Source organism: Shewanella sp. FJAT-51649, assembly GCF_019457435.1.
Lineage (GTDB): Bacteria > Pseudomonadota > Gammaproteobacteria > Enterobacterales > Shewanellaceae > Shewanella > Shewanella mangrovisoli.
On record NZ_CP080411.1, the window covers coordinates 2,501,794 to 2,527,250 of the forward strand.

Consider the following 25,457-nt stretch of genomic DNA (forward strand, 5'->3'; position numbering starts at 1 on the left):
GCTTATAGCCTCCCTGCACTTTTGGGATAGGATTGCGGATATTTCTTGATGTGCTCTTTAAGCTCACTCAGCTGCTTTTTCAGCGCTGGTGTTGGCTTGTCGTACACGTCTTCAATGATCTCATCCAGCATAGGGATAGGTAATTTTTCAGCGACTTTAACGGCGGCTAACACTTCTTCACGGTACTTCTCGTAACGCTGGGCATCATCGGCCTCGGCCAACCAGCCTTTGTTGATTAACCACAACTTGAAGCGTTTGACCGGATCATGTTGTTGCCATTTCGCCTCTTCTTCTTTTGAGCGATAGCCAGAAGGATCGTCAGAAGATGAGTGAGCACCCAGACGATAAGTCATGGCCTCAATCAACACGGGGGCATTATGCTCAATCGCATAGGCACGCGCCTGTTGCGTCGCCGCTAACACCGCCAGCATATCGTTACCGTCGACACGAATAGTGTGCATACCGTAACCCACACCGCGGCTAGCAATACCGTTACCGGCAAATTGCTCTTCGGTTGGGGTGGAAATCGCGTAACCATTGTTACGGCAGAAGAAAATCACGGGGCATTTTAACACCGCAGCCATATTCAAGCCGGCGTGGAAGTCACCTTCAGACGCGGCGCCTTCACCGAAATAACAGACGGCAACATTACGTTTGCCCTGCATTTTCAGGCTATAACCGACACCTGTCGCTTGTGGAATTTGCGTGGCCAGTGGCGATGAAATGGTTTGGTAGTTTAACGCCGCACAGCCATAGTGGATTGGCATTTGGCGACCTTTACCTAAGTCCTTCTCATTGCTGAACATTTGGTTCATAAACTGCTCAGTGGTAAAACCACGGTAGCGCAACGCCGCATGTTCACGATATTGCGCGAGGATCACGTCCTCTGCGTCCAGCGCCGCGACACTGCCGACGATCGCCGCTTCTTCACCCGTACAGGTCATATAGAAGCTGATCCGTCCCTGACGCTGCGCGCCTAACATACGTTCGTCGAGTACCCGCGTGAATACGCAAGTATCGTAAATTTTGGTGGCTAAGGCTTCATCTATTACAGGCAAAACCGCGGTTTCATAGGTAGTGCCGTCTGCTTGTAGAATTCGAAGGATAGGAATGTGAAGCGATGCCTTATCCAAGAAGCCGACACGGTGCACTGTATCAGTGTTGAGTGTTGCTTTGCTCATATTGTGCTCTTGTTATCTCGTTACGCCATGGAAAATCCACAACGCCTAATTTATACGAATATGCCGGATGAACATTACGTTAACGTAAACTACCTATCAACCGTTGGCACAGTTCAAACGACAACTAATCCCCTGTGGGCATGTATATAATGCTTTACAAAACTAGCGAACATCTGGCGCGACTGAAGGGATCAGGCAAATCACAGTGCGATTGCCGATGGGCACCTTAGCATTGGGGAAGACAATCGCTTCAAATTCCTGTTCAACTTTAATTTCCTGCCCACCCTCTCGGGCCAATACAAAGCCTTTCGGGAAAGCTCGGAAGTTTTCGACATCGGTCGCGAAGGTAAATTCAAAATCATCAAAATGTTTGTTAATCACCCGGCACACTTGATACAGATTTACCTTATCCGCTGAGAATGGCTCAAGCGCTAAGGGTTTGTCTGTGATAAGGCGCATAAACATCTCTTGGGCGGCAATAAAACGCGTCATATCGTTTTGCCCCATGGGATACACCTTACCTAATTCAATGGTAAAGGCATCGGCGCCATACTGCTCGGAGGAAAAATAACTGAAGGTCGTCGTCGGCTCATGGTGAAATAACACAGTATCCACGCCACTTGCCGCTAAAAACATGATTTGCTCGGCGCTATAAGCACGGCCGGGACGATAAGGATAAATCGCAAACTTTTCGTGTTTTGACGCACGCATCGCCGTGTGTAAATCGTAGTGAATTCGCTGGCGCCCTGCGGCTGCGCCGTTAAAGAAGCGGTCGACATAGGCTTCTAATTTTTTCGCCCGCACCCGCTCAGGATTCACTAACCCCGGTGGATTTGAATGCTCGCCACTAAACAGACGATTCATGTTTTCGTCGATAATGCGAGTGCCATTATTAATCGCTAAAGGGTTGCCAATAATAAACAGCGTGCGTTGTTTGGCGATGATTTTTTGTTGGAGAAGCTGTTTGATTAAGGTATTGCAGAGTTCGATGGGGGCGGTTTCATTACCGTGGACACCGCAGGAGAGAATGACATCCTTACCTTGGGCTTGTGCTGGCTCAAAAACGATGACGCCCGTGTCCCACACTTCGACTCGAGTATGTTCCCCTAAGGTGAAACTAAACTCATCACCGAGGGTTTGCGGATTGGCGAGGGTCAGCGCGAGAAAATCCTTCGAATCTAACAGAGCTTGTAACACAGAATTCTCCTTATAATAGCGTGTTAAAGACGGGATTTATGGCAATAACTACCTGTTTCATTGCACTTATCGCTACCCGCCTTAAAAAGCGCATCCATACTAACACAAGTTTTTGAGCCGTTACTCTGTCATTCTGGTCAAACAAGCGCATTTCACGGCAAAACCACAGCATCTTAGCCACATTTGGCCGACATAGGATTAATTTTGTCGACACACTTGCTTTTAGGCATGAGTTTTATCACAATCCTTAGCCATCTAGACTTCTATCAGGATTTATCATGGCGTTAGCAACTTTCGGTGCCGGCTGTTTTTGGGGCGTGGAGTATTTCTTTAGACAAGTCAACGGCGTGAGCAACGCGACCTGTGGCTATATGGGTGGCAATAACGAAGCGACCACCTATGAGGAAGTCAAAAAAGGTAAGACAGGCCATGCTGAAGTCGTGCAAGTGGAGTTTGACCCTGCGATTGTCAGCTACGACGAGTTATTGGATGTGTTTTGGAAGAACCACAACCCCACCACACTCAATATGCAGGGCGGCGATATTGGCACTCAGTATCGCAGTACCATTTTCTTCCATGACCGTGAGCAAAAAGCCACGGCCGAAGCCTCTAAACTGGCCTTTGCCCGCTCGGGCCGTTGGGGATTGCGCCACATCGTGACTGAAATTGTGCCTTTACAGCAATTCCATGTGGCCGAGGAATATCATCAAAACTATATCGATAAGAACAACTTACCAAGTTGCCATCTCGAGTACTGATCATAACCTGTAGCATCCGAGTGAGTGGCTTCTGCCGCTCATCGCTGCAAATAAAAACGCACTCATAGGATTTCCATGAGTGCGTTTTTTATCTGTAAAAAATGCTTAAACGTTAGATCAGGCGCTAAGCGCCTTATCAATCAAGGCTTGTGCGTCCTTAATGATATCGGCAAGATGCTGCTCACTGATAAAGCTCTCACCGTAAATCTTAAATAACGCCTCAGTGCCCGACGGTCGCGCCGCGAACCAACCATTGGCCGTAGTCACTTTAATACCACCTATAGAGGCATTGTTACCTGGGGCATGGGTTAATACGGCATCAATTTTCTCACCCGCCAGCATAGTGGCGTTTAAGGTTTCAGCATTAAGCTTGGCAAATTTGGCTTTGTTCTCAAGACTAATCGGACTGTCGATACGCTTGTAGAAACTTTGACCGAACTGCGCCACTAATTCTTGATGGCGTTGCCCCGGCGTCTTGCCAGTAACCGCGAGCATTTCGGCCGCAAGCAGCACCAGAATAAAACCGTCTTTGTCGGTACACCAAGTCGTGCCATCACGGCGCAGGAAGGCGGCGCCCGCACTCTCCTCACCACCGAAGGCAATGGTTGCCTCGGCTAACCCATCGACGAACCACTTAAAGCCAACGGGAACTTCGAGTAATTTTTTGCCGTGGAAGGCGCAGATTTTATCGATAAGCGCACTCGATACCAACGTCTTGCCGATGGCTAACTGCTCGCTCCATTGAGGTCTGTGGGTCAGCAGATAATCAATCGCAACCGCTAAATAGTGGTTGGGATCCATCAGCCCCGTGCCCGGACACACGATTCCGTGTCTGTCGTAGTCAGGGTCGTTACCCACACATAAATCAAAGGATTCTTTATGGGCCAGTAAGCCTGCCATCGCATAGGGCGAAGAGCAATCCATGCGGATCTTGCCGTCTTTATCAAGCGACATAAAGCTAAAGCTTGGGTCGACCTTATCGTTAACTAAGGTGATATCGATACCATAGTGCTTGGCAATCGGCGCCCAATAATGAATACCCGAGCCGCCTAATGGGTCAACACCCAATTTCAGCTTAGCCTTGGCGATAGCATGCATATCGACCACATTAACTAAATCCGCCACATAGGGGGTAATCAAATCGATGGCATGCACATAGCCCGAGGTTAACGCGTCGGCATAAGCCAGCTTATTAACGCCCTTCAGCCCTGCGCGCAGGTAATCATTGGCGCGGGACTCAATCCAAGCGGTAATATTGCCTTCGGCTGGTCCGCCATGGGGAGGATTGTACTTGATGCCGCCATCCTGCGGCGGATTGTGAGATGGCGTGATGATCAAACCATCGCTTAACGCGGCACCCGTCAGCGCCGCTTCTCGATTGGCGCAAATAATGGCATGGGACACCACAGGCGTGGGAGTAAAGCCATCATTTTGCTGAATATTAACAGTCACCTTATTGGCCGCTAACACTTCAATCGCCGACACGTAGGCTGCATAAGATAAGGCGTGGGTATCGATACCTAAAAATAGTGGGCCGTCAATATTCACCGATTGGCGATAATCCACCACGGCCTGGGTAATCGCCCAAATATGGTCTTGGTTAAAACTTGCTTGAAACGCAGTTCCGCGGTGACCCGAGGTCCCGAACGTCACACGTTGCTCGGCAGCATCCACATTAGGTTTGATGCTGTAATAATGGCTCATCAGTTTTGGAATATTCACCAGATCCGTCTGACTCGCGGTTTGTCCTGCCCGTTGATGTATTGCCACCTGATCCTCTCCTACTGGAAAATCGGTTAATTAAATGGAAACGCCGCATCATTGTGGCGTCGATAAAGGCGTTATACGCGTTCGGCAATGCCGTTGGCAATTTCGGCATCGCAACCAAATTGCACTAAGGCTTCGACTAAAATCGCCCGTTTTTTCGCAGTGTTATTGTTGGTCGTGACCCAAAATCCGGTGTTACCGATTTCCTTCGGGTTGGCGGTAGTACTGGCCTTGAGTAACTCTTCCCGTGAGCGCGCAAAATAGAGTCGATCGCGACCTTGGATCTGTAAAATTTGCGAGAATTGCGCTTGGCTCTGTTGATATAAACTCTCGAGCAAGAATAAGAAGCGACCCACGGCGCCTTTTTGCTGCGCTAACTTATGCTCATCCACCAATTGATTGAAATCGGTCGCTGAGACTAAGGTTTCTACCTGAGGCGCAACCTGTGGCTCAGGCGTCGCCGCCTCTAAACTCGGTTGGCTAATGGCCTGTGGTTGCGTTTGTTCAACCGCATCGACGGACAGGCCGAGTAATCGACGGAGAATGTCAGAGGCGCTCTCACCAATACGTTCCGTTTTGCTGGCAATATGACGATAGAGCTCTTCATCCACTTCGATGTATTTCATAACCTTATTATCCTTTGTTATTCGATAGGCTTAACCGAAAAAGTGCACCACAGGCGATCCTCGCAAAGGATCTGTGCGATCGTTGCCCCAGTGTATCTATCTCTATCAATCTGATAAAGCATCATTAATCTAAAAATGCGTGAAATCGCACATCAAATTAGCACAAGCGCGTTAATCGCTGAAAAAGCCAGCAAGTTCGGTGCACTGTGCCTCAAAATCGCCTGAAGACTTGTCAAACTTAACCCATTAGGGGCACAATCCGCAGCACTTTATGTACCACAGCACAGGCGACTTCATGAATTTTGCATCCACAGGTCAAGGAGAAGCAGTCCTCCTTATCCACGGACTCTTTGGCAATTTAGATAATCTTAAGGGGCTAGGACAAGTCCTCGAAGCAAATCATCAGGTTATTCGTGTCGATGTGCCTAATCACGGATTGAGTGAACATTGGCAAACGATGGATTACCCAAGTTTAGCCAAGGCAATGGTGGCATTGTTAGATGAACTTGCGCTTGAGCGCGTGCACATTGTTGGCCACTCCATGGGCGGTAAAATCGCCATGGCAACAGCCCTTGCTTACCCAGAGCGCATCATCAGCTTGGTGGCCGCCGATATTGCCCCAGTTGCTTACAAACCGCGCCATGATGCGGTATTTGCCGCACTCGAAAGTTTGCCACTTGAAGGCCATACCGACCGCCGCTTCGCGTTAGCGCATTTATTAGCGGGTGGCATCGATGAGCCGACCGCGCAGTTTTTACTTAAAAACCTCCAGCGCACCGACACAGGCTTTCGTTGGAAAATGAACCTTACTGGCTTAAAAAGCTGCTATCCCAACATCATTGGTTGGCCTAATCAAAAGCACGAAACACAACAAGTCTTTAACGGACCGAGCCTTTTTATCCGTGGTGGCGACTCCAATTATGTGACCGCCGAGCATCGCGATGAGATCATGCGCCAATTTCCGGCGGCGCAGGCCAAAACATTAGAAGGTTGTGGCCATTGGCTACATGCCCAAAAACCGGCGGTGTTTAATCGTATTGTGTCTGAATTTATTGACAAACACTCAGTGTAAATGACAATGATTCTCGACCTAAATCATATAGCCGACACCCTGCTGATGTGATATATTCGCGCCTCTTTTAGCCTTAGAAGACTCTAGAGGACTAAGAAAGTATGTTATCTCAGTACATGGAACAAATTGAAACCATCGGCCTGAACCTGTTTTTTGCCGCGATATTTTTCTTTATCGGCATGGCCATCCACGATGTGCTTAAACAAGGTAATGTGCCGAAATTTGGTCGATTTATTGTGTGGTTAGTGTTATTTCTCGGCTGCGCCGGGTTTATTGCAAAAGGTATTATCCAGATGTCCTGGGAAGGTTCGGGCATCGGTTAAACAATAAGAACATGGCAAAAGAAGCAACAGATAGAACAACCATTGACCTTTTTGCCAATGAAAAGCGCCGGGGCCGCCCACGTAGCAATCCTTTGTCCCGTAGCCAGCAACTTAAGGTCAATAAGCGCAACCAGATCCAGCGGGATAAAGCCAAAGGATTAAAGCGAATAGAGTTAAAGGTGTCACAAGATTTATATGACGCCTTGAATGAGCAGGCATTGGCCAGTAACATCAGCCGAAGCCAGTTAATCGAATTAATTCTTCAGCAAAAAATTGAATGCTGAGCAATCGATAGCAGCAAGATTAACGTATAAGTGAACTAGACATAAAGGATAGACAATGGCAACTGTAGGTCTTTTTTTCGGTAGCGACACAGGCAACACCGAAGCTGTCGCCAAGATGATCCAGAAGAAACTGGGTAAGAAAATGGTTGAGGTGAAAGATATCGCCAAGAGCACCAAAGAACAGATCGCAGAATACGACCTGCTGCTGTTCGGCATCCCAACCTGGTATTACGGTGAAGCACAGTGCGACTGGGATGACTTTTTCCCTGAATTAGAACAGATTGATTTTACCGACAAACTGGTTGCTATCTTCGGTTGTGGTGACCAAGAAGACTACGCAGAATACTTCCTCGATGCCATGGGCATGGTGGGTGATATTGTTCAAGCCCGTGGCGGGATCATCATCGGTCACTGGCCAACAGCGACTTACAACTTCGAAGCTTCAAAAGGCTTAGTCGATGATGACCACTTCATCGGTTTAGGGATTGACGAAGACCGTCAACCTGAGCTGACTGAAGAGCGTGTCGATGCTTGGGTTAAGCAAATCTACGAAGAAATGTGCTTAGCCGAGTTTGAAGACTAATTCGCGCTATCGTTAATTCGTTAACGATGGATCAAAAGCGGCCTAAACGCCGCTTTTTTTATGGGGGATTTTCGTCCCTAACGTTGTGAACGCGGAGCCATTCCATTTATGACAGACATTCGCGCAGCCCATTGGGATATCTTTTGCTGTGTTGTCGATAACTACGGTGATATCGGCGTTACTTGGCGCTTAGCCAAACAGCTGGTCAATGAATATCAGCTCCCCATAACACTCTGGGTCGATGACTTACACAGCTTTTCGCATATCTTACCGAGCCTTGACCCCAAGCTTAGCAGCCAAGTGTTTAATGGTGTCACCATCAATCAATGGACAACACCCCTGCCCGTGGCATTTGTGCCCGGCGCGGTGTTAATTGAAGCCTTTGCCTGTGAACTGCCCGATGAGGTCAAGCAACAACTCATTGCGCTGCACAGCACAACACCACAAGCGGTACCCGCATGGCTGAATTTAGAATATTTAAGTGCCGAAGACTGGGTCGATGGCTGCCATGGGTTACCGTCGATGCAGGCAAGCGGCATCAAGAAGTATTTCTTTTTTCCTGGCTTTACCCCAAAGACGGGTGGACTGATTTGTGAGCGGGAGCTATTTGCCGAACGTGATGCATGGCAACGGGATAGCGCTAATAAATTGCAATTATTTGAGCGCCTCGGCCTTAAGGATATTCAAGCCCAAGATACTGTCTACAGCGTCTTTAGCTATGAGACCGAGTCTCTACCGGCGTTATGTGAGCTCTGGCAAGCCAGTGCAACAAGCGATGCCAAAATCCATGCACTCATTCCCAAGGGACGCAGCTTAAACAGCTTACAACACTTATTACCCTGCAAGATTGAGGCGCTCAGCCCCGGACAGCAAATCAAGCTCGGTGATTTGACCCTGCATATCTTGCCGATGACAGACCAGCAGGGGTTTGACCGCCTGTTGTGGAGCTGTGACTTTAATATTGTTCGCGGTGAAGACAGCTTCCTGAGGGCACAATGGGCCGCTAAACCCTTTATTTGGCATATTTATCCGCAAGAAGATGATTATCATCTAATAAAATTAGGAGCTTTTATCCAACTTTACTGCGATAATCTGCCCCCTGATATTGCCGACACTTGGTCTAAATTGAATGTTGCATTTAACCAAGGCGAGCAATCTGCCGTGAAAACTCACTGGCAAAACCTAAATCCTGTCAGTTTGCCACTCTTGCAACATGCTAAAGATTGGCCAATTGACGCAATAAATGCTGCAGATCTTGCGACTCGGCTAGTCCAATTCGTCAAAAAAAGCTAAGATGCTGCGCTGAAATAGAAAATCGACATATAGGAAATTGTGTAATGAAAACTGCTCATGAAGTCCGTCCTGGTAACGTGATCATGTTTGAAGGCAGCCCATGGGTTGTACAGAAAACAGAAACAACTCGTTCTGGCCGTAACGCTGCCATCGTTAAGTTAAAGCTGAAAAACTTACTGCTTAACTCTGGTACTGAAACCACTTTCAAAGGTGAAGATAAGATTGACGATATTATCTTAGATCGTCTGGATTGTACTTATTCTTACTTTGCTGATCCTATGTACGTGTTCATGGATGCAGAATACAACCAATACGACGTAGAAGCTGAAAACTTAGGTGACGCAGCGGCTTACATCGTTGACGGTATGGAAGAAACTTGCCAAGTGACTTTCTACGAAGGCAAAGCTATTTCTGTTGAAATGCCAACCACTATCGTACGTGAAGTGACTTACACTGAGCCATCTGCTCGTGGCGACACTTCAGGTAAAGTGATGAAGCCAGCAACTATCACTGGCGGCGGTACAATCAGCGTGGCTGACTTCGTTAAAGTTGGCGACAAGATTGAAATCGACACTCGTACTGGTGAATTCAAGAAGCGCGTATAATCGCCCTTCTCAGTCCCAGATAAAAAAGCCAGTGCCTGCACTGGCTTTTTTATTGCCTCGAATTTGATGCTTCTAAAGTTTTACAGAGGACAGTTATCACATGGTATTGGATATCGAGGTTAAGTAGCGTAAGCGTTTGTTTTAGCGTCGTGCCAAACAGCTCGACACTCAGCGCGAGCAACAAGCGCCAATAGTTAAAGTAAACAATATACGCGAGCCATAAAAAAACCAGCCGTAGCTGGTTTTTTATATTTACGGCATCGCGGTTTAGGCAATCAAGATAAAGCCAAAGAACGCAATCACAGCGGCAATTAACGCATAGGGTAACTGAGTCACCGCATGGCTCACTAAGTTACAACCAGAGCCTTGTGCGGCCAATACGGTTGAATCTGAGTAGAAACACGCTTGGCTACCAAATGAGGATGCCGATAACAGCGCCCCAATCACCAGTGGAATATCCGCACCAACCGATTGCGCCAGTGGCATCACGATAGGGATTGTCACCGCGAAAATACCCCAACTTGAACCTGTCGCAAAGGCCAGGATCGCCATAGAGAGGAATACCACCGCAGGCAGCATCTTAGGCGTCATAAAGGGGCTCAATGACTCAATTACATATTGTGGCAGTAGCAACGCATCACACACATCCTTAAACACGAATGCGGCGATCACGGTACCAATGGCGGGCAACATGCTCTTAAAACCATCGATCATCTGATCCATCATCTCTGACAGTGGCATTAAGCGTTGCACTGCATAGTAAGGCAGCGTGATAACTAATGTCGCTAACAAGCCCTTCCACACGTCGATATTAAAATAAACGGTAAAGGCAACCAGTAGCAGAATAGGCACTAAGAAGTTGTGCAGTTTGCCTTGATTGTCGGCATGTTTAAACTCTTCTTCAATCGCAGCAATCGCGTATTCGTCAGAGGTTTGTACTTGGTCTAAATCGACCTGTGCTTCTGCTGGTTCACCCTGTGCAGCACGCAGCTGGGCTTTTTTCATCGGACCAATGGCGGGTACAACACCTAACACCACCAGTAACACCATGGCCACGGCTAACCAAGCGTAAAGCATGTAGGGAATCGCCTGCATATACACGCTAATGCCCTGACCTTCTGCCGCTACACCGTTATCGACCAGCAAGCCACCAAAGAATACCGCCCAGGTAGATAATGGCACGAGCACGCACACTGGAGCTGCGGTTGAGTCAACCACATAGGCCAGCATTTCACGGGATACCTTAAACTTATCGGTCACACGCTTCATGGTTTCACCCACGGTTAACGCGTTCAGATAGTCATCGATAAAAATCACAATCCCGAGAATAAAGGTCATAAACAGGGAGGATTTAGGGCCTTTAGCAAATTTGAGCGCATTTCGACCAAACGCCAGTGCACCACCAGTACGCACTAACAGGGCAATTAACGCACCAAAACAACCACAGACTAAAATCAACCAACCGATGGTTTCATCGGCCATGACTTTTAATGAAGTACTGGCGAAATTATTTAAGACTTGCGACGGATCGAGTAACAGAAACCCAGTTACCGCACCAATGATCAGAGAAAGAATGGGGCGGCGTAACCAAATGGCCAACACCAATACCACCAAAGGTGGAATAAGACTTAACGCTGTCGGTTCAGACATGCACTTAGGTCCTCTAAATAAGTCGCCTAAAAGGCAAAAGTTTTTAGAACAGCGCCTGAAATCACCTCGATAACGGACGCCAATATTGCTGCTTCATGATGACTAACTCCGCCGATATTACCTGCTAAAAGCTTGTTATCTTAGGTGCCTTGCCAAAAACATCGCGCAGAAAATAAAGCGCATCGAATAGCGAGTCAACTATAAATTTATGCTAACCATAAATAATTTTTAATATTGAAATAAGTAATGATATATACATCTGATTTTAAATGATTTTAAGCACGTACAACAAAATCTTTATTTGACCTTAAATGCTTAATAAGCATTCAGTTAATCTGCCTAAATATCAAAAAAGCGCTGAACGCCTGATAAAACCGCATTAACTCAAATCACCGCCAGTAAATCAGCGGTTAAGCAAAAACTGATTAACAATTTTATTAACATTTAACCCGTGAGTGGATTTTCGAGTTTCTAAAAAGCGAGTAGAAGCTTAAGCAAGCCGCTTGATAGTCGCAAAGGCTGACCCCATCAAAACCAACAGTTCATTAGTTTGATAATCCGCAAATATTCAGCATTTAAAACTTGTTTTAATTTATTTAAAGCTTAGTTAAAGCATATTTAACTAGCGAGTTTGATGAAAAAAACTTGTTATTTGTGCTCAAGCCCCCTTCCTTAAGCCAGATATTTTCGTTATGGTGCACAAACTTAAGCCTAAATTAACTGCATGTTTCGAGGTGTAAATGCGCCCTATCATCAAGTCCAACAAGTTGGATACTGTTTGCTACGACATCCGCGGCCCAGTGCACAAGGAAGCCAGACGTTTAGAGGACGAGGGACACCGCATCCTCAAACTCAACATTGGTAACCCCGCCCCCTTCGGTTTTGAAGCGCCGGAAGAAATTGTGCGCGATGTGATCCTCAATCTCCCCAGCGCCCAAGGCTACTGTGAGTCAAAAGGATTATTCTCTGCCCGCAAGGCGATTGTGCAGCATTATCAAGCGCAGGGCATTCATGGTGTCGATATCGAAGACATCTATATCGGTAATGGTGTATCAGAGCTAATTATGATGGCCATGCAGGGCTTATTAAACACCGATGATGAAGTGCTGATCCCCTCACCCGATTATCCACTGTGGACCGCAGCGGCCAATTTAGCCGGCGGTAAAGCGGTACATTATCGCTGTGATGAAGACGCGGATTGGTTTCCGGATCTTGATGATATTAAGAGCAAAATATCGTCCCGTACCCGTGGTATTGTGTTGATTAACCCAAATAACCCAACGGGCGCGGTTTACAGCAGAGAATTACTGCTGCAAGTTATCGAGCTTTGCCGCGAGCACAACCTGATCCTGTTTGCCGACGAAATCTACGATAAGATTTTATACGACGAAGCCAAACATATTCCGGCCGCGAGCCTCTCAGATGATATCTTAACCGTGACCTTTAATGGTCTCTCTAAAGCGTACCGCGCGGCGGGCTTTCGTGTCGGTTGGATGATGTTGTCTGGCAATCTAAAAGCAGCCAAGAGCTATATCGAAGGGTTAGAGATGCTCTCCTCGATGCGCCTATGTGCCAACGTGCCGAATCAACATGCAATTCAAACGGCGCTCGGTGGTTACCAAAGCATTAATGAGCTGATTTTACCCAGTGGCCGCTTAACCGTGCAGTGCGATACCTGCTTTGAGTTATTGAACCAAATCCCGGGTGTCAGCGTGAAAAAACCCAAGGGTGCGCTGTATGCCTTCCCCAAATTAGACATGAAGAAGTTCAATCTCAGGGACGATGAACGCTTAGTACTCGATTTACTCAGGGATAAAAAAATCCTCCTGGTGCACGGCAGCGCCTTTAACTGGCCAGAGCCGGATCACTTAAGAGTGGTGTTTTTACCCTATAAGGAAGATTTAACCAAAGCATTGACAGAGTTTGGCAATTTCCTCGAGACCTACAAGCAATAGTGCTGTGGGCTCATCGCCAAATCGGGCATAAAGTAACTATCTACTGAAGCGATCCTCTGGGTCGCTTTATTTTTTGCAGTGCGTAAAAACTCTTCAATCATGCCACTCACTTATCCCCTTGCCTGTGTTAGGCTAAAGCTTCATCGCCGTACTTTTTAAGCCGTATTTTTAAGCCGCACTTCTCACCGATTTATCTCGAGTTACAGTTGTGCGGTCAGGCATTCATATAAAGGAGCATTATGAGTCATTTATTTGCCCACCTCGCCCGAATGAAACTTATCCAGCGCTGGCCCTTAATGTACAACGTGCGCACCGAAAACGTTCAAGAGCATTCACTGCAAGTTGCCATGGTGACCCATGCCCTCGTTATTATCAGTAATAAGAAATTTGGCACCTCGCTCGATGCCCATCAGGCGACGAGTTTAGCGATTTTCCACGATGCCAGTGAGATTTTGACTGGCGACTTGCCGACCCCGGTAAAGTACTTTAATAAAGAAATCGAAGCCGAGTATAAGAAGATTGAGGCCATTGCCGAGCAACGCATGCTCGATATGGTGCCCGATGAATTTAAAGAGGATTATCGCAGCTTATTTATCAGCGATTACGCCGATCCGATTTACAAAGCCATAGTCAAATCCGCCGATACCCTGTGCGCTTACCTTAAGTGTCTAGAGGAAAATCGCGCCGGCAATACCGAATTTAATACCGCGCGCAAACGCCTCGAAGCCATGTTGGCGGCCAATCCCGATCCGGCGGTGAAATATTTTATGGATTGCTTTGTGCCAAGTTTCACCTTGAATTTAGACGAAATTAACAAGATGTTGTGATGTATCACTCTCGCTAGGAATGCATATGAGCTCAAGTGTTTGGCAAGAACGCCGCCATGGCGAAGATAAACAACGACGTAATGATCATCGAAGCCCTTTCCAAAGGGACAGGGCAAGGATCCTCCACTCCGCCGCCTTTCGCCGCCTACAGGCCAAAACCCAAGTGCTTGGGGTGGGCATGAATGATTTCTATCGCACGCGCTTAACCCATTCACTCGAAGTGTCTCAAATCGGCACGGGCATCGCGGCACAGCTGAGCCGTAAGTATCCCGAGCATAAGCCCTTATTAGGCTCGATGAGCCTACTCGAATCACTCTGTCTTGCCCATGATATTGGTCATCCGCCCTTTGGCCACGGCGGTGAAGTCGCGCTCAACTATATGATGCGCCACCACGGCGGCTTTGAAGGCAATGGCCAGACCTTTCGCATCCTCTCGAAACTCGAGCCCTATACAGAGGCCTTTGGGATGAATCTGTGCCGCCGTACTATGCTCGGCATTTTAAAATATCCCGCACCGCAATCACTGCTGTTTGTGCCGGGATCACATCCTGAAATCACCAATCACAGACAGCTTAAACCGTCACAATGGCCGCCTGTTAAAGGCATATTCGACGATGATAACGACATTTTCGATTGGGTACTGGAACCGTTATCCGTTGCCGATAGAGCGCGCTTTACCTCTGTTCAGCCGAGCCAGCAACCAAACTATCCCCATCTACGCACTCAGTTTAAATCCTTCGATTGCTCGATTATGGAACTGGCGGACGACATCGCCTACGCGGTGCACGATCTTGAAGATGCCATCGTCATGGGCATAGTCACCGCCTCGCAATGGCAACAGGATGTGGCGCCAACACTTAAGCACAGTGGCGATCCTTGGATCCGCCAAGAGCTTGCCGATATTGGCACTAAGCTCTTCTCCCATGAACATCATCTGCGAAAGGATGCCATAGGCACCTTAGTAAATGGTTTTGTCACCGCCATTATCATCAACGACGATCCGGCCTTCGAGGAACCGTTGCTGCGGTTTAATGCCAGCCTCGAACCCGAATTTGCCCATGCGCTCAATGTGCTAAAACAGCTTGTGTATAAATACGTTATCCGTAAACCCGAGATCCAAATGCTGGAATACAAGGGCCAACAGATAGTGATGGGACTCTTTGAAGCGTTTGCCTCGGATCCTGAGCGCTTATTACCACTCAATACCCAAGAACGTTGGCGCACCAGCGAGCAGCAAGGCCAAAACAGCCACAGGGTGTTGGCGGATTATATTTCTGGCATGACAGACGAGTTTGCCGGACGACTTTACCAGCAGTTATTTAGCCCCAAAGCTGGTTCTAACGTGGAACTCAGCAAAGAAATGTAGCGCTGTTCAGGCAATAAAAAACCACCTCAAGGTGGTTTTTTATTATCGGTGCGTTGTGCAAGTAAACGGCTTAGAGTCCGCCAATCGCATCTTTACACAATTGAGTGATACGCGCCCAATCGCCCTGCTCCATCGCATCGGTTGGGGCAATCCAGCTGCCGCCGATACAATCCACATTCTTCAGCGCTAAATAATCTTTATAGCTGCTTGGCGTAATACCACCCGTTGGGCAGAAACGGATATCCGCTAATGGGCCTGAGAATGCTTTTAGCGCGTCCACACCGCCCGAGGCTTCCGCTGGGAAGAATTTAAAGTGAGTGTAACCAAGCGCCATGCCTGTCATCACTTCGGAGATGCTGGCAACGCCAGGGATCAAAGGCACAGGGCCTTGCATACCGGCTTTAAGCAGTTCGACCGTCGCACCTGGGGTGATAATAAATTGCGCACCGGCGGCAATCGCTTGATCGAGCTGGGCTTCATTTAAAATGGTGCCCGCACCAACAAGCGCCTCAGGCACTTCTTGTGCGATCTTAGTGATAGCTTCGAGGGCGCATGGAGTACGTAATGTCACTTCCAAAACGCTGATCCCGCCAGCGACTAAGGCTTTTGCTAACGGCACCGCATGTTCAATCTTGTTAATGACCATAACAGGAACAATAGGGCTGCGTTTAAAAATATCTTGTGGTTGTAATGACCAGTTATTCTCAAGCATTGCGGTATTCTTCCTTTGTATTAATAAAGTTCGTCAATGGCGCTGGTACTGCGCGCACCGGTTTCTGGACTGCTTAAGTTTGAACGCAGTGCCCCAAACAACTCACGGCCCATTCCATAGCGTGAGTGGCGTAAATCGATTTCAGCAGCGGTTCTCACGGCAAGTTCGGCATCAGAGACTAATAAGCTCAGCTCCCCCGTTAGCGCGTCGACACGAATAAGGTCGCCATCTTGCACTTTGGCAATCAGCCCGCCATCGATAGCCTCAGGCGTTAAGTGAATCGCTGCTGGTACTTTGCCCGATGCGCCCGACATACGACCGTCGGTCATCAGAGCCACTTTAAAGCCTTTGTCCTGCAGAGAGCCTAACAGTGGCGTTAACTTATGCAGCTCTGGCATACCGTTCGCTTTCGGCCCTTGACCTTTTACCACCACCACACAATCTCGGTCTAACGCGCCGGATTTAAACAGCGCATCAAGTTTGTTTTGATCGTCAATCACCACGGCAGGCGCTTCAACTACACGGTGTTTTTCTTGCACGGCTGACACTTTAATCACAGCGCGGCCCAAGTTGCCCTTAAGCAGTTTTAAGCCACCGTTGTTTTGGAAAGGCGTAGCGACAGACGTTAACACTTCGGTATCTAGGCTGACGGTTGGACCATCGACCCAGCGCAGCTCGCCATCGAGTAATTTGGGCTCTTGGGTGTAGCGACGTAGACCAAAACCAGCAACTGTGTTGACATCCTCGTGCAGTAAGCCTGCATCGAGTAATTCCTTGATAAGGAAAGCCATACCACCGGCGGCATGGAAGTGGTTGATGTCCGCATGACCGTTTGGATAAACACGGGCCAGCAGAGGAACCGCGTCAGATAATTCAGAAAAATCATCCCAGTTCACGATAATGCCGGCTGCACGCGCCGCCGCCACAATGTGCATGGTCAAGTTAGTTGAGCCACCGGTTGCCAGCAGCGCCACTATGCCGTTCACCACGGATTTTTCGTTAACGACTTCACCGATTGGGCTGTATTGAGTGCCCAGCTCGGTTAAGCGACACACCTGCTTGGCCGCCATTTTATTCAGGGCTTCGCGCAGTGGGTCGTCAGGATTCACAAAGGATGAACCCGGTAATTGTAGCCCCATAACTTCGAGCATCAGCTGGTTCGAGTTCGCCGTACCGTAGAAGGTACAAGTGCCAGCGCTGTGGTAAGACTGGGCTTCGGCCTCAAGCAGCTGCGCTCTATCGACTTTACCTTGGGCAAATTGCTGGCGAATACGGGCTTTTTCCTTGTTGGGAATACCCGACTTCATTGGGCCTGCAGGCACAAACAGCATGGGCAAATGGCCAAAACTTAAGGCGCCAATTAATAGCCCCGGCACGATTTTGTCGCAAATACCCAGTAATAAGGCACCATCAAACATATTGTGGGATAAGCCCACTGCCGTCGCCATGGCAATCACTTCACGACTCAGTAAGCTCAATTCCATCCCGGGTTGACCTTGAGTCACACCGTCACACATTGCAGGTACACCACCGGCGACCTGTGCAACGCTGCCCACTTCCTGACAGGCTTTTTTCAGCAATTCAGGATAGGTTTCATAGGGTTGGTGCGCAGACAACATGTCGTTGAATGCGGTAATAATCCCGATGTTGGCTTTAGTCAGTTGACGCAATGAATTTTTGTCATCTGGATTACAAGCAGCAAAACCGTGGGCTAAGTTACCGCAGCTTAACGAGCTACGGTGTACGCCATGGTTACGAGCATCATTTAACGCGGCTAAATACGCTTCACGAGATGCTTTGCTACGGGCAATAATTCTGTCGGTAACAGATTGAACGACTGAGTGCATGAGAGTGACTCCTTAAGCGCTCCAGAACACGTCAACGGGCGTTTTACGCTGCGCTAACACGGCTCTGATGGGCATAGCATTAACATCATCATTTTCTAAGGCTTGACGATATACGGATAATTTCTGTTCCCCGACCAAATGCAGATAAATCTGTCTGCTATTGAGGATCGCATTCTTAGATAATGTGATCCGGCCATGGGGCGCCGTGGTGGGATTGGTTGCCACACACAGTGCTTGAGTGCTCAAGGCATCATTTAGTTCGGCGCTGCAAGGGAACCATGAGCAAGTGTGACCATCATTACCCATACCGAGCACCACCACATCGAAGGGACGCGGGAAATTAGACAGCGACTCGGCGGTCATATCGGCGCCCGCTTCGGCGGTGGAAAACATATTCTTCAATCCACGGAACTTGGCATTGGCCGCGCGGTTTTGCAGTAAATGTTCACGCACTAAACGCTCATTCGATGCACTGTCTTCCACATCTACCCAGCGCTCATCGGCGAGCGTGACATAAACATCACTCCAATCGATGGATTTCATGCTGAGGAGCTCAAACAGTTTCAGCGGTGTTGAGCCGCCGGAAACGACTAAGCTTGCCTTACCACGGGCATCCACAGCCTCTTGCAACTGGCTGGCGATCTTGTTCGCCAACTGCTGCTCGAGCGCTGCGGGTGTATCAAAGGATTTAAATACGGTTTCTTTAATCATCGAAGCCCCCTATTCATCCCACGAACGGCCGTCTTTAGTGATCAGCGCGACCGACGCTACAGGTCCCCAGGTGCCCGCAGGATAAGGTTTCGGTTTCTCGTTACTTTGTTCCCATGATTGGATGATGCCATCCACCCAAGTCCAAGCTTGTTCCACTTCGTCGCGGCGAACGAACAGCGCTTGGTTACCGAGCATGGCTTCGAGCAACAGACGCTCGTAAGCATCGGCAATACGCTCGTTTTTAAAGGTATCCGAGAAACTCAAGTCGAGTTTGGTGGTTTGTAAACGTTGTTTCTGTTCTAGCCCCGGCACCTTGTTCATCATCTGGATCTCAACCCCTTCGTGTGGTTGCAGACGGATGGTTAACTTGTTAGGTGGCAAGTTACGGTAACTTGAGCGATACAAGTTGTGTGGTGGGTTTTTAAAATACACCACAATTTCAGAACTCTTGAACGGCATGCGTTTACCGCTACGCAGATAAAATGGCACGCCCGCCCAGCGCCAGTTGTCGATATCGACACGCAGCGCCACAAAGGTTTCGGTGTGGGACTGAAGGTTGGCGCCTTCTTCCTCTAAATAGCCTGGCACTGGACTGCCCTTGAGGAAGCCCGCACTGTACTGACCACGGACAGTATTTTCATACACATTGTCGGCATTGATTGGGCGCAGCGACTTCAGTACTTTCACTTTTTCATCGCGAATGCTGTCGGCATCTAAGTTAACCGGTGGATCCATGGCAACCAGTGTCAACACTTGCAGTAAGTGGTTTTGGATCATGTCGCGCATCTGACCGGCTTTATCGAAGTAACCCCAACGGCCTTCAATACCCACTTCTTCAGCAACGGTGATCTGAACATGGTCAATGGTCCGGTTGTCCCACTTAGACGCGAATAACGAGTTAGCGAAACGCAGCGCAATCAGGTTTTGTACCGTCTCTTTACCTAAGTAATGGTCGATACGATAAACTTGGTTTTCTTTAAAGTAGGCAGAAACTTGGTCGTTAATTACGCGGGAAGAAGCGAGATCGGAGCCAATCGGCTTTTCGAGTACCACGCGAGAATCGCTATGGATAAGATTTTGTTCGTGTAAACAGCGGCAGATATCGCCAAAAATTGCAGGAGGGGTGGCAAAGTAACTGACCATGACGCGCTCTTCTGGTTTGAGCAATTCATGGAAGGCGCTGTAGCCTGCTGATTCGGTGAAGTTCGTGCCGACATAATGGCAGCGGGACAAGAAGCGTTGGACAGTCTCTTCACAGAGGGCTTCTTTTACGAAGGTTTTTAACGCAAGGATGACGAGTTCTCTAAATTCATCCTGACTGAACTCATCTTTGGCAACCCCAATGACTTTGGTGTTTTTATCCAGAAGTTCAGCTTTATCTAGCTGGTATAAAGAAGGTAACAACTTGCGTCGTGCCAAGTCGCCTTTAGTACCAAAGAGTACGAAGTCACAAGCTTTGGCGCCTGATGTTGTTTTGCCCATTGCGTTACGCTCTCCTTTGTATGTCGTGTCCCTTCAAGCCAATGAAGAAATCCACACTTTTGTTGTAATATAACAACAGAATTTGTTAAATGCATCTATTTTTATCAATATTAACATTCTAGCTAACTAGGCACCTAGGGCATAAATCTGATATGCTTTTTGTGCTTAAATTACTGATGATAGTAAATTCTTATTTCAAAAATGTACTTAAAACTTACTTAAGCAGTGTCGATTAGTGAGATCCTGAAACAGATCAACAGCACTAAACAAAAATAAATAAAATTACATTCTCAATTTAGCGGACGTACGCGTATGAATACCCTAGAAAAGGTTCAAAAAAGCCTCACCCATTTTAGTAAGTCAGAACGCAAGGTTGCAGAGGTGATCTTAGCCTCTCCGCAAACAGCAATTCACTCCAGTATCGCCACGCTAGCTAAGATGGCAGATGTGAGTGAACCTACTGTGAACCGTTTCTGTCGCCGCTTAGATACTAAAGGCTTTCCTGATTTTAAGTTACATCTGGCGCAAAGTCTCGCTAACGGTACACCTTATGTGAGCCGCCATGTGGAAGAGGATGACTCTCCAGAGTCTTACACGACAAAAATTTTCGAATCTTCAATGGCTTCCTTAGATACCGCACGTCAAAGCTTAGACGTCACTGCCATCAATAAAGCCGTGGATATTCTGACTCAGGCCAAAACGATCTCCTTCTTTGGTTTAGGCGCGTCTGCGTCTGTTGCCCATGATGCCCAGAATAAATTTTTCCGTTTTAATGTGCCTGTCATCTGTTTTGACGATGTTCTGATGCAACGTATGAGCTGCATTAACAGCAATGAAGGCGACGTTGTGGTGCTGATTTCCCATACTGGTCGCACTAAGTCATTGATTGAAATAGCGCGTTTAGCGAGAGAAAACGGCGCGGCTGTGATTGGTATTACGGCTCGTAACTCACCGTTATCCATGGAATGTACACTGCCCGTGACGATGGAAGTGCCAGAAGATACCGATATGTATTTGCCAATGGCCTCGCGTTTAGCGCAATTGGTGACTATAGATGTATTGGCGACTGGTTTTACCCTACGCCGTGGCCCGCGTTTCCGTGACAATTTAAAACGTGTGAAAGAAGTGTTGAAAGAGTCTCGTATCAATAAAGATCCGATACTGTAATTCACTTCCTATCTTAAAAAAGGCTAGTGCAAATCGTCCGTCTAGCCTTTTTTAAAGCAAATTTCAGCGATACCTCACAAATTTGAAACATAACTTTAGATCAATTTGATTGTAACTTTACTACATAATTTGGAATTGCATGGTAATATAGCCCCAAGATTTTTTTAACTTTAACGGAGTATCTTATGTTCCGCAGAACCAAAATCGTCACCACTCTGGGCCCCGCCACTGACCGTGACGATAACTTACGCCGTATTATCGCGGCAGGTGCAAACGTTGTTCGTCTTAACTTCTCCCACGGCTCCCCCGAAGATCATCTCAAACGCGCGACTCAAGCTCGCGAAATTGCAAAAGAATTAGGTGTCCATGTTGCTATTTTAGGTGACTTACAAGGTCCTAAAATCCGTGTATCTACCTTTAAAGACAACAAAAAAGTTCAACTGAACTTAGGTCAAGCCTACATTCTGGATGCCGAGTTAGGTAAAGGCGAAGGCGACGAGAATCAAGTCGGTATCGACTACAAGCAATTGCCAGACGATGTGAATGTTGGCGATATCCTGATGCTCGACGACGGCCGTGTGCAACTGCGTGTTGAGCGCGTTGAAGGTCGTAAAGTGCACACGACTGTTACCGTTGCTGGCCCTCTATCAAACAATAAGGGGATCAACAAACAAGGTGGTGGCTTATCTGCAGCGGCTCTGACTGAAAAAGACAAGGCAGACATTCTGACTGCGGCGATGATCCAAGTGGATTACTTAGCCGTGTCTTTCCCACGTAGCGGCGCCGATCTGGAATACGCCCGTTCTTTAGCGCAACAAGCTGGCAGCAATGCACTGATCGTAGCAAAAGTAGAACGTGCTGAAGCCGTTGCTAGCGAAGAAGCGATGGATGATGTGATTTTAGCCTCTGACGTCGTCATGGTTGCCCGTGGTGACTTAGGGGTTGAGATTGGTGACGCAGCACTGGTTGCAGTGCAGAAGAAGCTAATCGCTCGCTCTCGTCAACTGAATAAAATCGTGATCACTGCGACTCAAATGATGGAGTCAATGATTTCGAGCCCAATGCCAACACGTGCAGAAGTTATGGACGTGGCCAACGCCGTGCTCGATGGTACTGACGCTGTGATGCTGTCTGCCGAAACTGCAGCAGGTGACTTCCCAGAAGAAACCGTGAAGGCGATGGCGAATGTGTGTATCGGTGCCGAATCTCACCCAAGCGTGAAAGTGTCTAAGCACAGATTAGATGCACGTTTCACTTCAGTTGAAGAAACGATTGCACTCTCCACTATGTATGCCGCTAACCACTTAGAAGGCGTTAAAGCGATTATCGCCCTAACTGAGTCTGGCGCAACACCTAAACTGATGTCACGTATCAGCTCATCTTTACCTATCCTAGGTTTATCACGTCATGAGACAACCCTGGCGAAGATGGCACTGTACCGTGGCGTGTTACCGATTTACTTCGACTCAACCATTTATCCTGCCGATGAGTTAGCGCAAAAAGCGCTGGAATCATTAACAACTGCGGGTTACCTGCAAAGCGGCGACTTGGTATTAATGACCAAGGGCGATGCAATGGAAACTATCGGCGGCACAAACACTTGTAAAGTGTTGATCGTTGCTTAATCTGCCTTGATTGGCGTTAGCTAGACGTAAAGACCAAGCCTAACCGTCATCAAGCTTAAAAACAAAAACCACCTCAATTGAGGTGGTTTTTTTATCTCTTGTCACGGCTAGAAACGATAGCAGTCGTACTAGCCAAGCAGATTATAGGGCTTCAAAATCATTCACATTGATGGCAGCTAAGCGCAGCTTATCGGCATGTAACAGCTTTTGATGCTCATCTTGAGTAACTGTTCCCTGCTCCAACGCTTTAGCAAATAACACCAAATTAGGCACTTTGGCTGGTAACTCTCCGGCGCGTTGTGCTTTCTTGAGCTTCTTGTAAATCTCTTTACAGGCATATTGCGCCACAAAGGCCTGTTCAACTTCAGCAATACCACCCACGTCGCCTTCGAACTCAGGGCATAGGAAAGTAATGCGCTCACGGGCAGGACTTGGTTTTAGCATGCCAGAGACCAATTCGGTCGCCATTTTATCGCTCGGGGCGTTGAAATGGTTGCCGATTGGGAAAGTCAGCGCACGTAGCAACCAGGCAAATGGACGGTTCGGGAAGTTACGGATCACTTCTTCAAGCGCTTTAGCCGCTAAATGTAGGCGATTGGCCATCACATAACGCACCGCGGGTAAATCGTCCTGTTGACGACCATTGTCTTCAAACAGTTTTAAGGTGGCTGAGCCTAAGTAAAGCTGGCTTAATACATCACCCATACGTGCCGACAACATTTCCTTACGCTTCAAATCGCCGCCCATGATCAGCATCGAAATATCCGTCATTAAGGCTAATGCCGATGAAAGGCGCGACATATCTTTATAGTACTGCTTAGTTTCGCCGCTCACTGGCGCACTGCCGAAACGGCTGGCAGTTAAAGCATTGAGTAAGGCACTGAACGCGTTACGAGTGGCATAACCCATGTGGCCCATTAACAGCGAGTCGAAACGCTCAAGCGCATCGTGCTCGTTTTCCATCGCCGCGGCTTCCATTTCGGCCAACACATAAGGATGGCAACGGGTCGCACCTTGACCAAAGATCATCAAGGAACGAGTCAAAATGTTCGCCCCTTCAACAGTGATCGAAATAGGATTCGACATATAAGGGTGGCCTAAGTAGTTTTTAGGACCTAATTGGATGCCCTTACCCGACTGAATATCCATCGCATCGTTCATCACCGCGCGGCCAAGTTCAGTCATGTGGAATTTAGCAATCGCCGTCACGACTGAAGGTTTAACTTTAAGATCGATCCCCGTGGTAGTTAAACGGCGCGCCGCTTCCAATTGATAGGTATTGGCGATAATGCGCGCCAGCGCTTCCTGCACACCTTCAAAGTTACCAATCGCCATCCCAAATTGGTGACGCACATAGCTGTAAGCCGTGGTGGTTTTGGTCGCCATATGGCCAGAAGCCGTCGCCAATGCAGGCAGAGAAATACCGCGACCCGCCGATAAACATTCAACCAGCATGCGCCAGCCTCTGCCCGCAAACTCAGGACCACCGATGATCCAATCCAGCGGAATAAAGACTTCTTCGCCCTTAGTGGTTCCGTTCATAAACGCCATATTGAGTGGATTATGACGACGGCCAATCACCACACCAGGGTGATCGGTTGGGATCAGGGCGCAGGTAATGCCTAAATTCTTTTTATCGCCCAGCAGACCATCAGGGTCGCGCATCTGGAAGGCTAAACCTAATACGGTTGCTACAGGTGCAAGCGTGATGTAACGCTTGTCCCAGGTTAATTTAAGGCCTAAAACTTCTTCGCCGTTAAACTCACCACGGCAAACAATACCCACATCGGGGATAGCGCCCGCATCACTGCCCGCTTCTGGGCCAGTTAATGCAAAGCATGGGATCTCATCACCCTTAGCTAATGCAGGTAACCAGCGCTCCTTTTGCTCTTTAGTACCATAGTGAGTCAAAAGCTCACCAGGACCTAATGAGTTTGGCACCATCACAGTGACCGCAGCACTCACACTGCGGCTGGCTAATTTACTCACAATCGTTGAGTTGGCGTAGGCAGAAAACGCTCGACCACCAAACTTTTTCGGGATGATCAGCGCAAAGAAGCCTTCTTTCTTAAAGTAGTCCCACAGTTCTGGTGGCAGATCCTTGCGGTTATGCACGATGTCGAAATCATCGATCATTTTCAGGGCGGTCATCACCTGATTATCGATAAAGTCTTTCTCTTCAGCCGTAAGAGTGGGTTTACCGTAGCTGTGCAAGGTATTCCAGTTTGGGTTGCCGCGAAATAACTCGCCTTCCCACCACACATCACCCGCTTCCATCGCTTCGCGCTCGGTATCGGATAATGGCGGTAATACTTTTTTAAAGAAGTGAAAAACAGGCTGGGTGATAAATTGCATCCGAAGGCTTTTTACTGCAAATAGCGCAATAATCGCAATCAGGGCAATAATTATAATCGTCAACATAATCA

22 protein-coding genes are annotated in these 25,457 nt (G+C 48.0%); 12 read left to right on the plus strand and 10 right to left on the minus strand.

Features of this window, described 5'->3' with window-relative positions:
* Nucleotides 1–2: 2 nt before the first annotated feature.
* A complete protein-coding gene (locus tag K0H59_RS11150) occupies nt 3–1,181 on the minus strand; it encodes a thiamine pyrophosphate-dependent dehydrogenase E1 component subunit alpha (protein ID WP_023265282.1) in 1,179 nt (392 codons plus the stop codon).
* A 162-nt stretch (nt 1,182–1,343) separates the two neighbouring features.
* Nucleotides 1,344–2,378: a succinylglutamate desuccinylase gene (gene astE, locus K0H59_RS11155; protein WP_220053162.1), complete on the minus strand. Its 1,035-nt coding sequence runs from the start codon at nt 2,376–2,378 to the stop codon at nt 1,344–1,346.
* A 278-nt stretch (nt 2,379–2,656) separates the two neighbouring features.
* Between astE and msrA the strand changes: the two genes are divergently transcribed.
* Nucleotides 2,657–3,136: a peptide-methionine (S)-S-oxide reductase MsrA gene (gene msrA, locus K0H59_RS11160; protein WP_220053163.1), complete on the plus strand. Its 480-nt coding sequence runs from the start codon at nt 2,657–2,659 to the stop codon at nt 3,134–3,136.
* A 117-nt stretch (nt 3,137–3,253) separates the two neighbouring features.
* Here the strand turns inward: msrA and pgm are convergent, their stop codons facing one another.
* Both pgm and seqA read right to left on the minus strand, forming a co-directional pair.
* Nucleotides 3,254–4,906 (minus strand): phosphoglucomutase (alpha-D-glucose-1,6-bisphosphate-dependent), encoded by a 1,653-nt coding sequence (gene pgm, locus K0H59_RS11165; protein WP_220053164.1) that lies wholly within the window; start codon nt 4,904–4,906, stop codon nt 3,254–3,256.
* A gap of 71 nt (nt 4,907–4,977) precedes the next feature.
* On the minus strand, nt 4,978–5,529 hold the full coding sequence (seqA, locus tag K0H59_RS11170) for a replication initiation negative regulator SeqA (RefSeq protein ID WP_088212350.1): 552 nt from the start codon (nt 5,527–5,529) through the stop codon (nt 4,978–4,980).
* Between the two features lie 295 nt (nt 5,530–5,824).
* On the opposite strand from seqA, the gene K0H59_RS11175 reads away from it, so the two are divergent.
* The 6 genes from K0H59_RS11175 to efp all read left to right on the plus strand — a co-directional run bounded on the left by K0H59_RS11175 (nt 5,825) and on the right by efp (nt 9,689).
* Nucleotides 5,825–6,601, plus strand: coding sequence for an alpha/beta fold hydrolase (locus tag K0H59_RS11175; RefSeq protein WP_220053165.1), 777 nt, complete (start codon nt 5,825–5,827; stop codon nt 6,599–6,601).
* Nucleotides 6,602–6,702: 101 nt separating this feature from the next.
* Nucleotides 6,703–6,924, plus strand: a complete 222-nt coding sequence (locus K0H59_RS11180) for a DUF2788 domain-containing protein (RefSeq protein WP_007648263.1) — start codon at nt 6,703–6,705, stop codon at nt 6,922–6,924.
* An 11-nt stretch (nt 6,925–6,935) separates the two neighbouring features.
* A complete protein-coding gene (gene ybfE, locus K0H59_RS11185; RefSeq protein ID WP_011622798.1) occupies nt 6,936–7,208 on the plus strand; it encodes a LexA regulated protein in 273 nt (90 codons plus the stop codon).
* A gap of 55 nt (nt 7,209–7,263) precedes the next feature.
* Complete coding sequence (gene fldA / locus K0H59_RS11190; protein WP_088212348.1) at nt 7,264–7,791, plus strand: flavodoxin FldA; 528 nt, start codon at nt 7,264–7,266, stop codon at nt 7,789–7,791.
* 108 nt (nt 7,792–7,899) lie between these two features.
* Nucleotides 7,900–9,084, plus strand: coding sequence for an elongation factor P maturation arginine rhamnosyltransferase EarP (gene earP / locus K0H59_RS11195; RefSeq protein ID WP_220053166.1), 1,185 nt, complete (start codon nt 7,900–7,902; stop codon nt 9,082–9,084).
* Nucleotides 9,085–9,128: 44 nt separating this feature from the next.
* Nucleotides 9,129–9,689 (plus strand): elongation factor P, encoded by a 561-nt coding sequence (efp, locus tag K0H59_RS11200; RefSeq protein WP_088212346.1) that lies wholly within the window; start codon nt 9,129–9,131, stop codon nt 9,687–9,689.
* A gap of 267 nt (nt 9,690–9,956) precedes the next feature.
* Here efp and K0H59_RS11205 read toward each other — a convergent pair whose 3' ends face one another.
* Nucleotides 9,957–11,339: a Na+/H+ antiporter NhaC family protein gene (locus K0H59_RS11205; RefSeq protein ID WP_220053167.1), complete on the minus strand. Its 1,383-nt coding sequence runs from the start codon at nt 11,337–11,339 to the stop codon at nt 9,957–9,959.
* A gap of 740 nt (nt 11,340–12,079) precedes the next feature.
* On the opposite strand from K0H59_RS11205, the gene K0H59_RS11210 reads away from it, so the two are divergent.
* The 3 genes from K0H59_RS11210 (at nt 12,080) to K0H59_RS11220 (ending at nt 15,487) form a co-directional block, all read left to right on the plus strand.
* On the plus strand, nt 12,080–13,294 hold the full coding sequence (locus tag K0H59_RS11210) for a pyridoxal phosphate-dependent aminotransferase (RefSeq protein ID WP_220053168.1): 1,215 nt from the start codon (nt 12,080–12,082) through the stop codon (nt 13,292–13,294).
* 239 nt (nt 13,295–13,533) lie between these two features.
* Nucleotides 13,534–14,121, plus strand: a complete 588-nt coding sequence (yfbR, locus tag K0H59_RS11215; RefSeq protein ID WP_220053169.1) for a 5'-deoxynucleotidase — start codon at nt 13,534–13,536, stop codon at nt 14,119–14,121.
* A 25-nt stretch (nt 14,122–14,146) separates the two neighbouring features.
* Complete coding sequence (locus K0H59_RS11220) at nt 14,147–15,487, plus strand: anti-phage deoxyguanosine triphosphatase (RefSeq protein WP_220053170.1); 1,341 nt, start codon at nt 14,147–14,149, stop codon at nt 15,485–15,487.
* 70 nt (nt 15,488–15,557) lie between these two features.
* On the opposite strand, the gene K0H59_RS11225 is transcribed toward K0H59_RS11220, so the two are convergent.
* The 4 genes from K0H59_RS11225 to zwf are packed head-to-tail and all read right to left on the minus strand — an operon-like array spanning nt 15,558 to nt 20,239.
* On the minus strand, nt 15,558–16,199 hold the full coding sequence (locus K0H59_RS11225) for a bifunctional 4-hydroxy-2-oxoglutarate aldolase/2-dehydro-3-deoxy-phosphogluconate aldolase (protein WP_011622806.1): 642 nt from the start codon (nt 16,197–16,199) through the stop codon (nt 15,558–15,560).
* 20 nt (nt 16,200–16,219) lie between these two features.
* Nucleotides 16,220–18,046, minus strand: coding sequence for a phosphogluconate dehydratase (gene edd / locus K0H59_RS11230; RefSeq protein WP_220053171.1), 1,827 nt, complete (start codon nt 18,044–18,046; stop codon nt 16,220–16,222).
* A 12-nt stretch (nt 18,047–18,058) separates the two neighbouring features.
* Nucleotides 18,059–18,757, minus strand: a complete 699-nt coding sequence (gene pgl, locus K0H59_RS11235; protein WP_011622808.1) for a 6-phosphogluconolactonase — start codon at nt 18,755–18,757, stop codon at nt 18,059–18,061.
* 9 nt (nt 18,758–18,766) lie between these two features.
* Complete coding sequence (gene zwf / locus K0H59_RS11240; RefSeq protein ID WP_011717106.1) at nt 18,767–20,239, minus strand: glucose-6-phosphate dehydrogenase; 1,473 nt, start codon at nt 20,237–20,239, stop codon at nt 18,767–18,769.
* A gap of 312 nt (nt 20,240–20,551) precedes the next feature.
* On the opposite strand from zwf, the gene K0H59_RS11245 reads away from it, so the two are divergent.
* Nucleotides 20,552–21,406 (plus strand): MurR/RpiR family transcriptional regulator, encoded by an 855-nt coding sequence (locus tag K0H59_RS11245; protein ID WP_011622810.1) that lies wholly within the window; start codon nt 20,552–20,554, stop codon nt 21,404–21,406.
* A gap of 185 nt (nt 21,407–21,591) precedes the next feature.
* The gene (gene pyk / locus K0H59_RS11250; RefSeq protein WP_088212341.1) at nt 21,592–23,031 is read left to right on the plus strand and encodes a pyruvate kinase; all 1,440 of its coding nucleotides are present in this window, start codon (nt 21,592–21,594) and stop codon (nt 23,029–23,031) included.
* A gap of 141 nt (nt 23,032–23,172) precedes the next feature.
* Here pyk and K0H59_RS11255 read toward each other — a convergent pair whose 3' ends face one another.
* The gene (locus K0H59_RS11255) at nt 23,173–25,452 is read right to left on the minus strand and encodes an acyl-CoA dehydrogenase (RefSeq protein ID WP_220053172.1); all 2,280 of its coding nucleotides are present in this window, start codon (nt 25,450–25,452) and stop codon (nt 23,173–23,175) included.
* Nucleotides 25,453–25,457 lie beyond the last annotated feature (5 nt).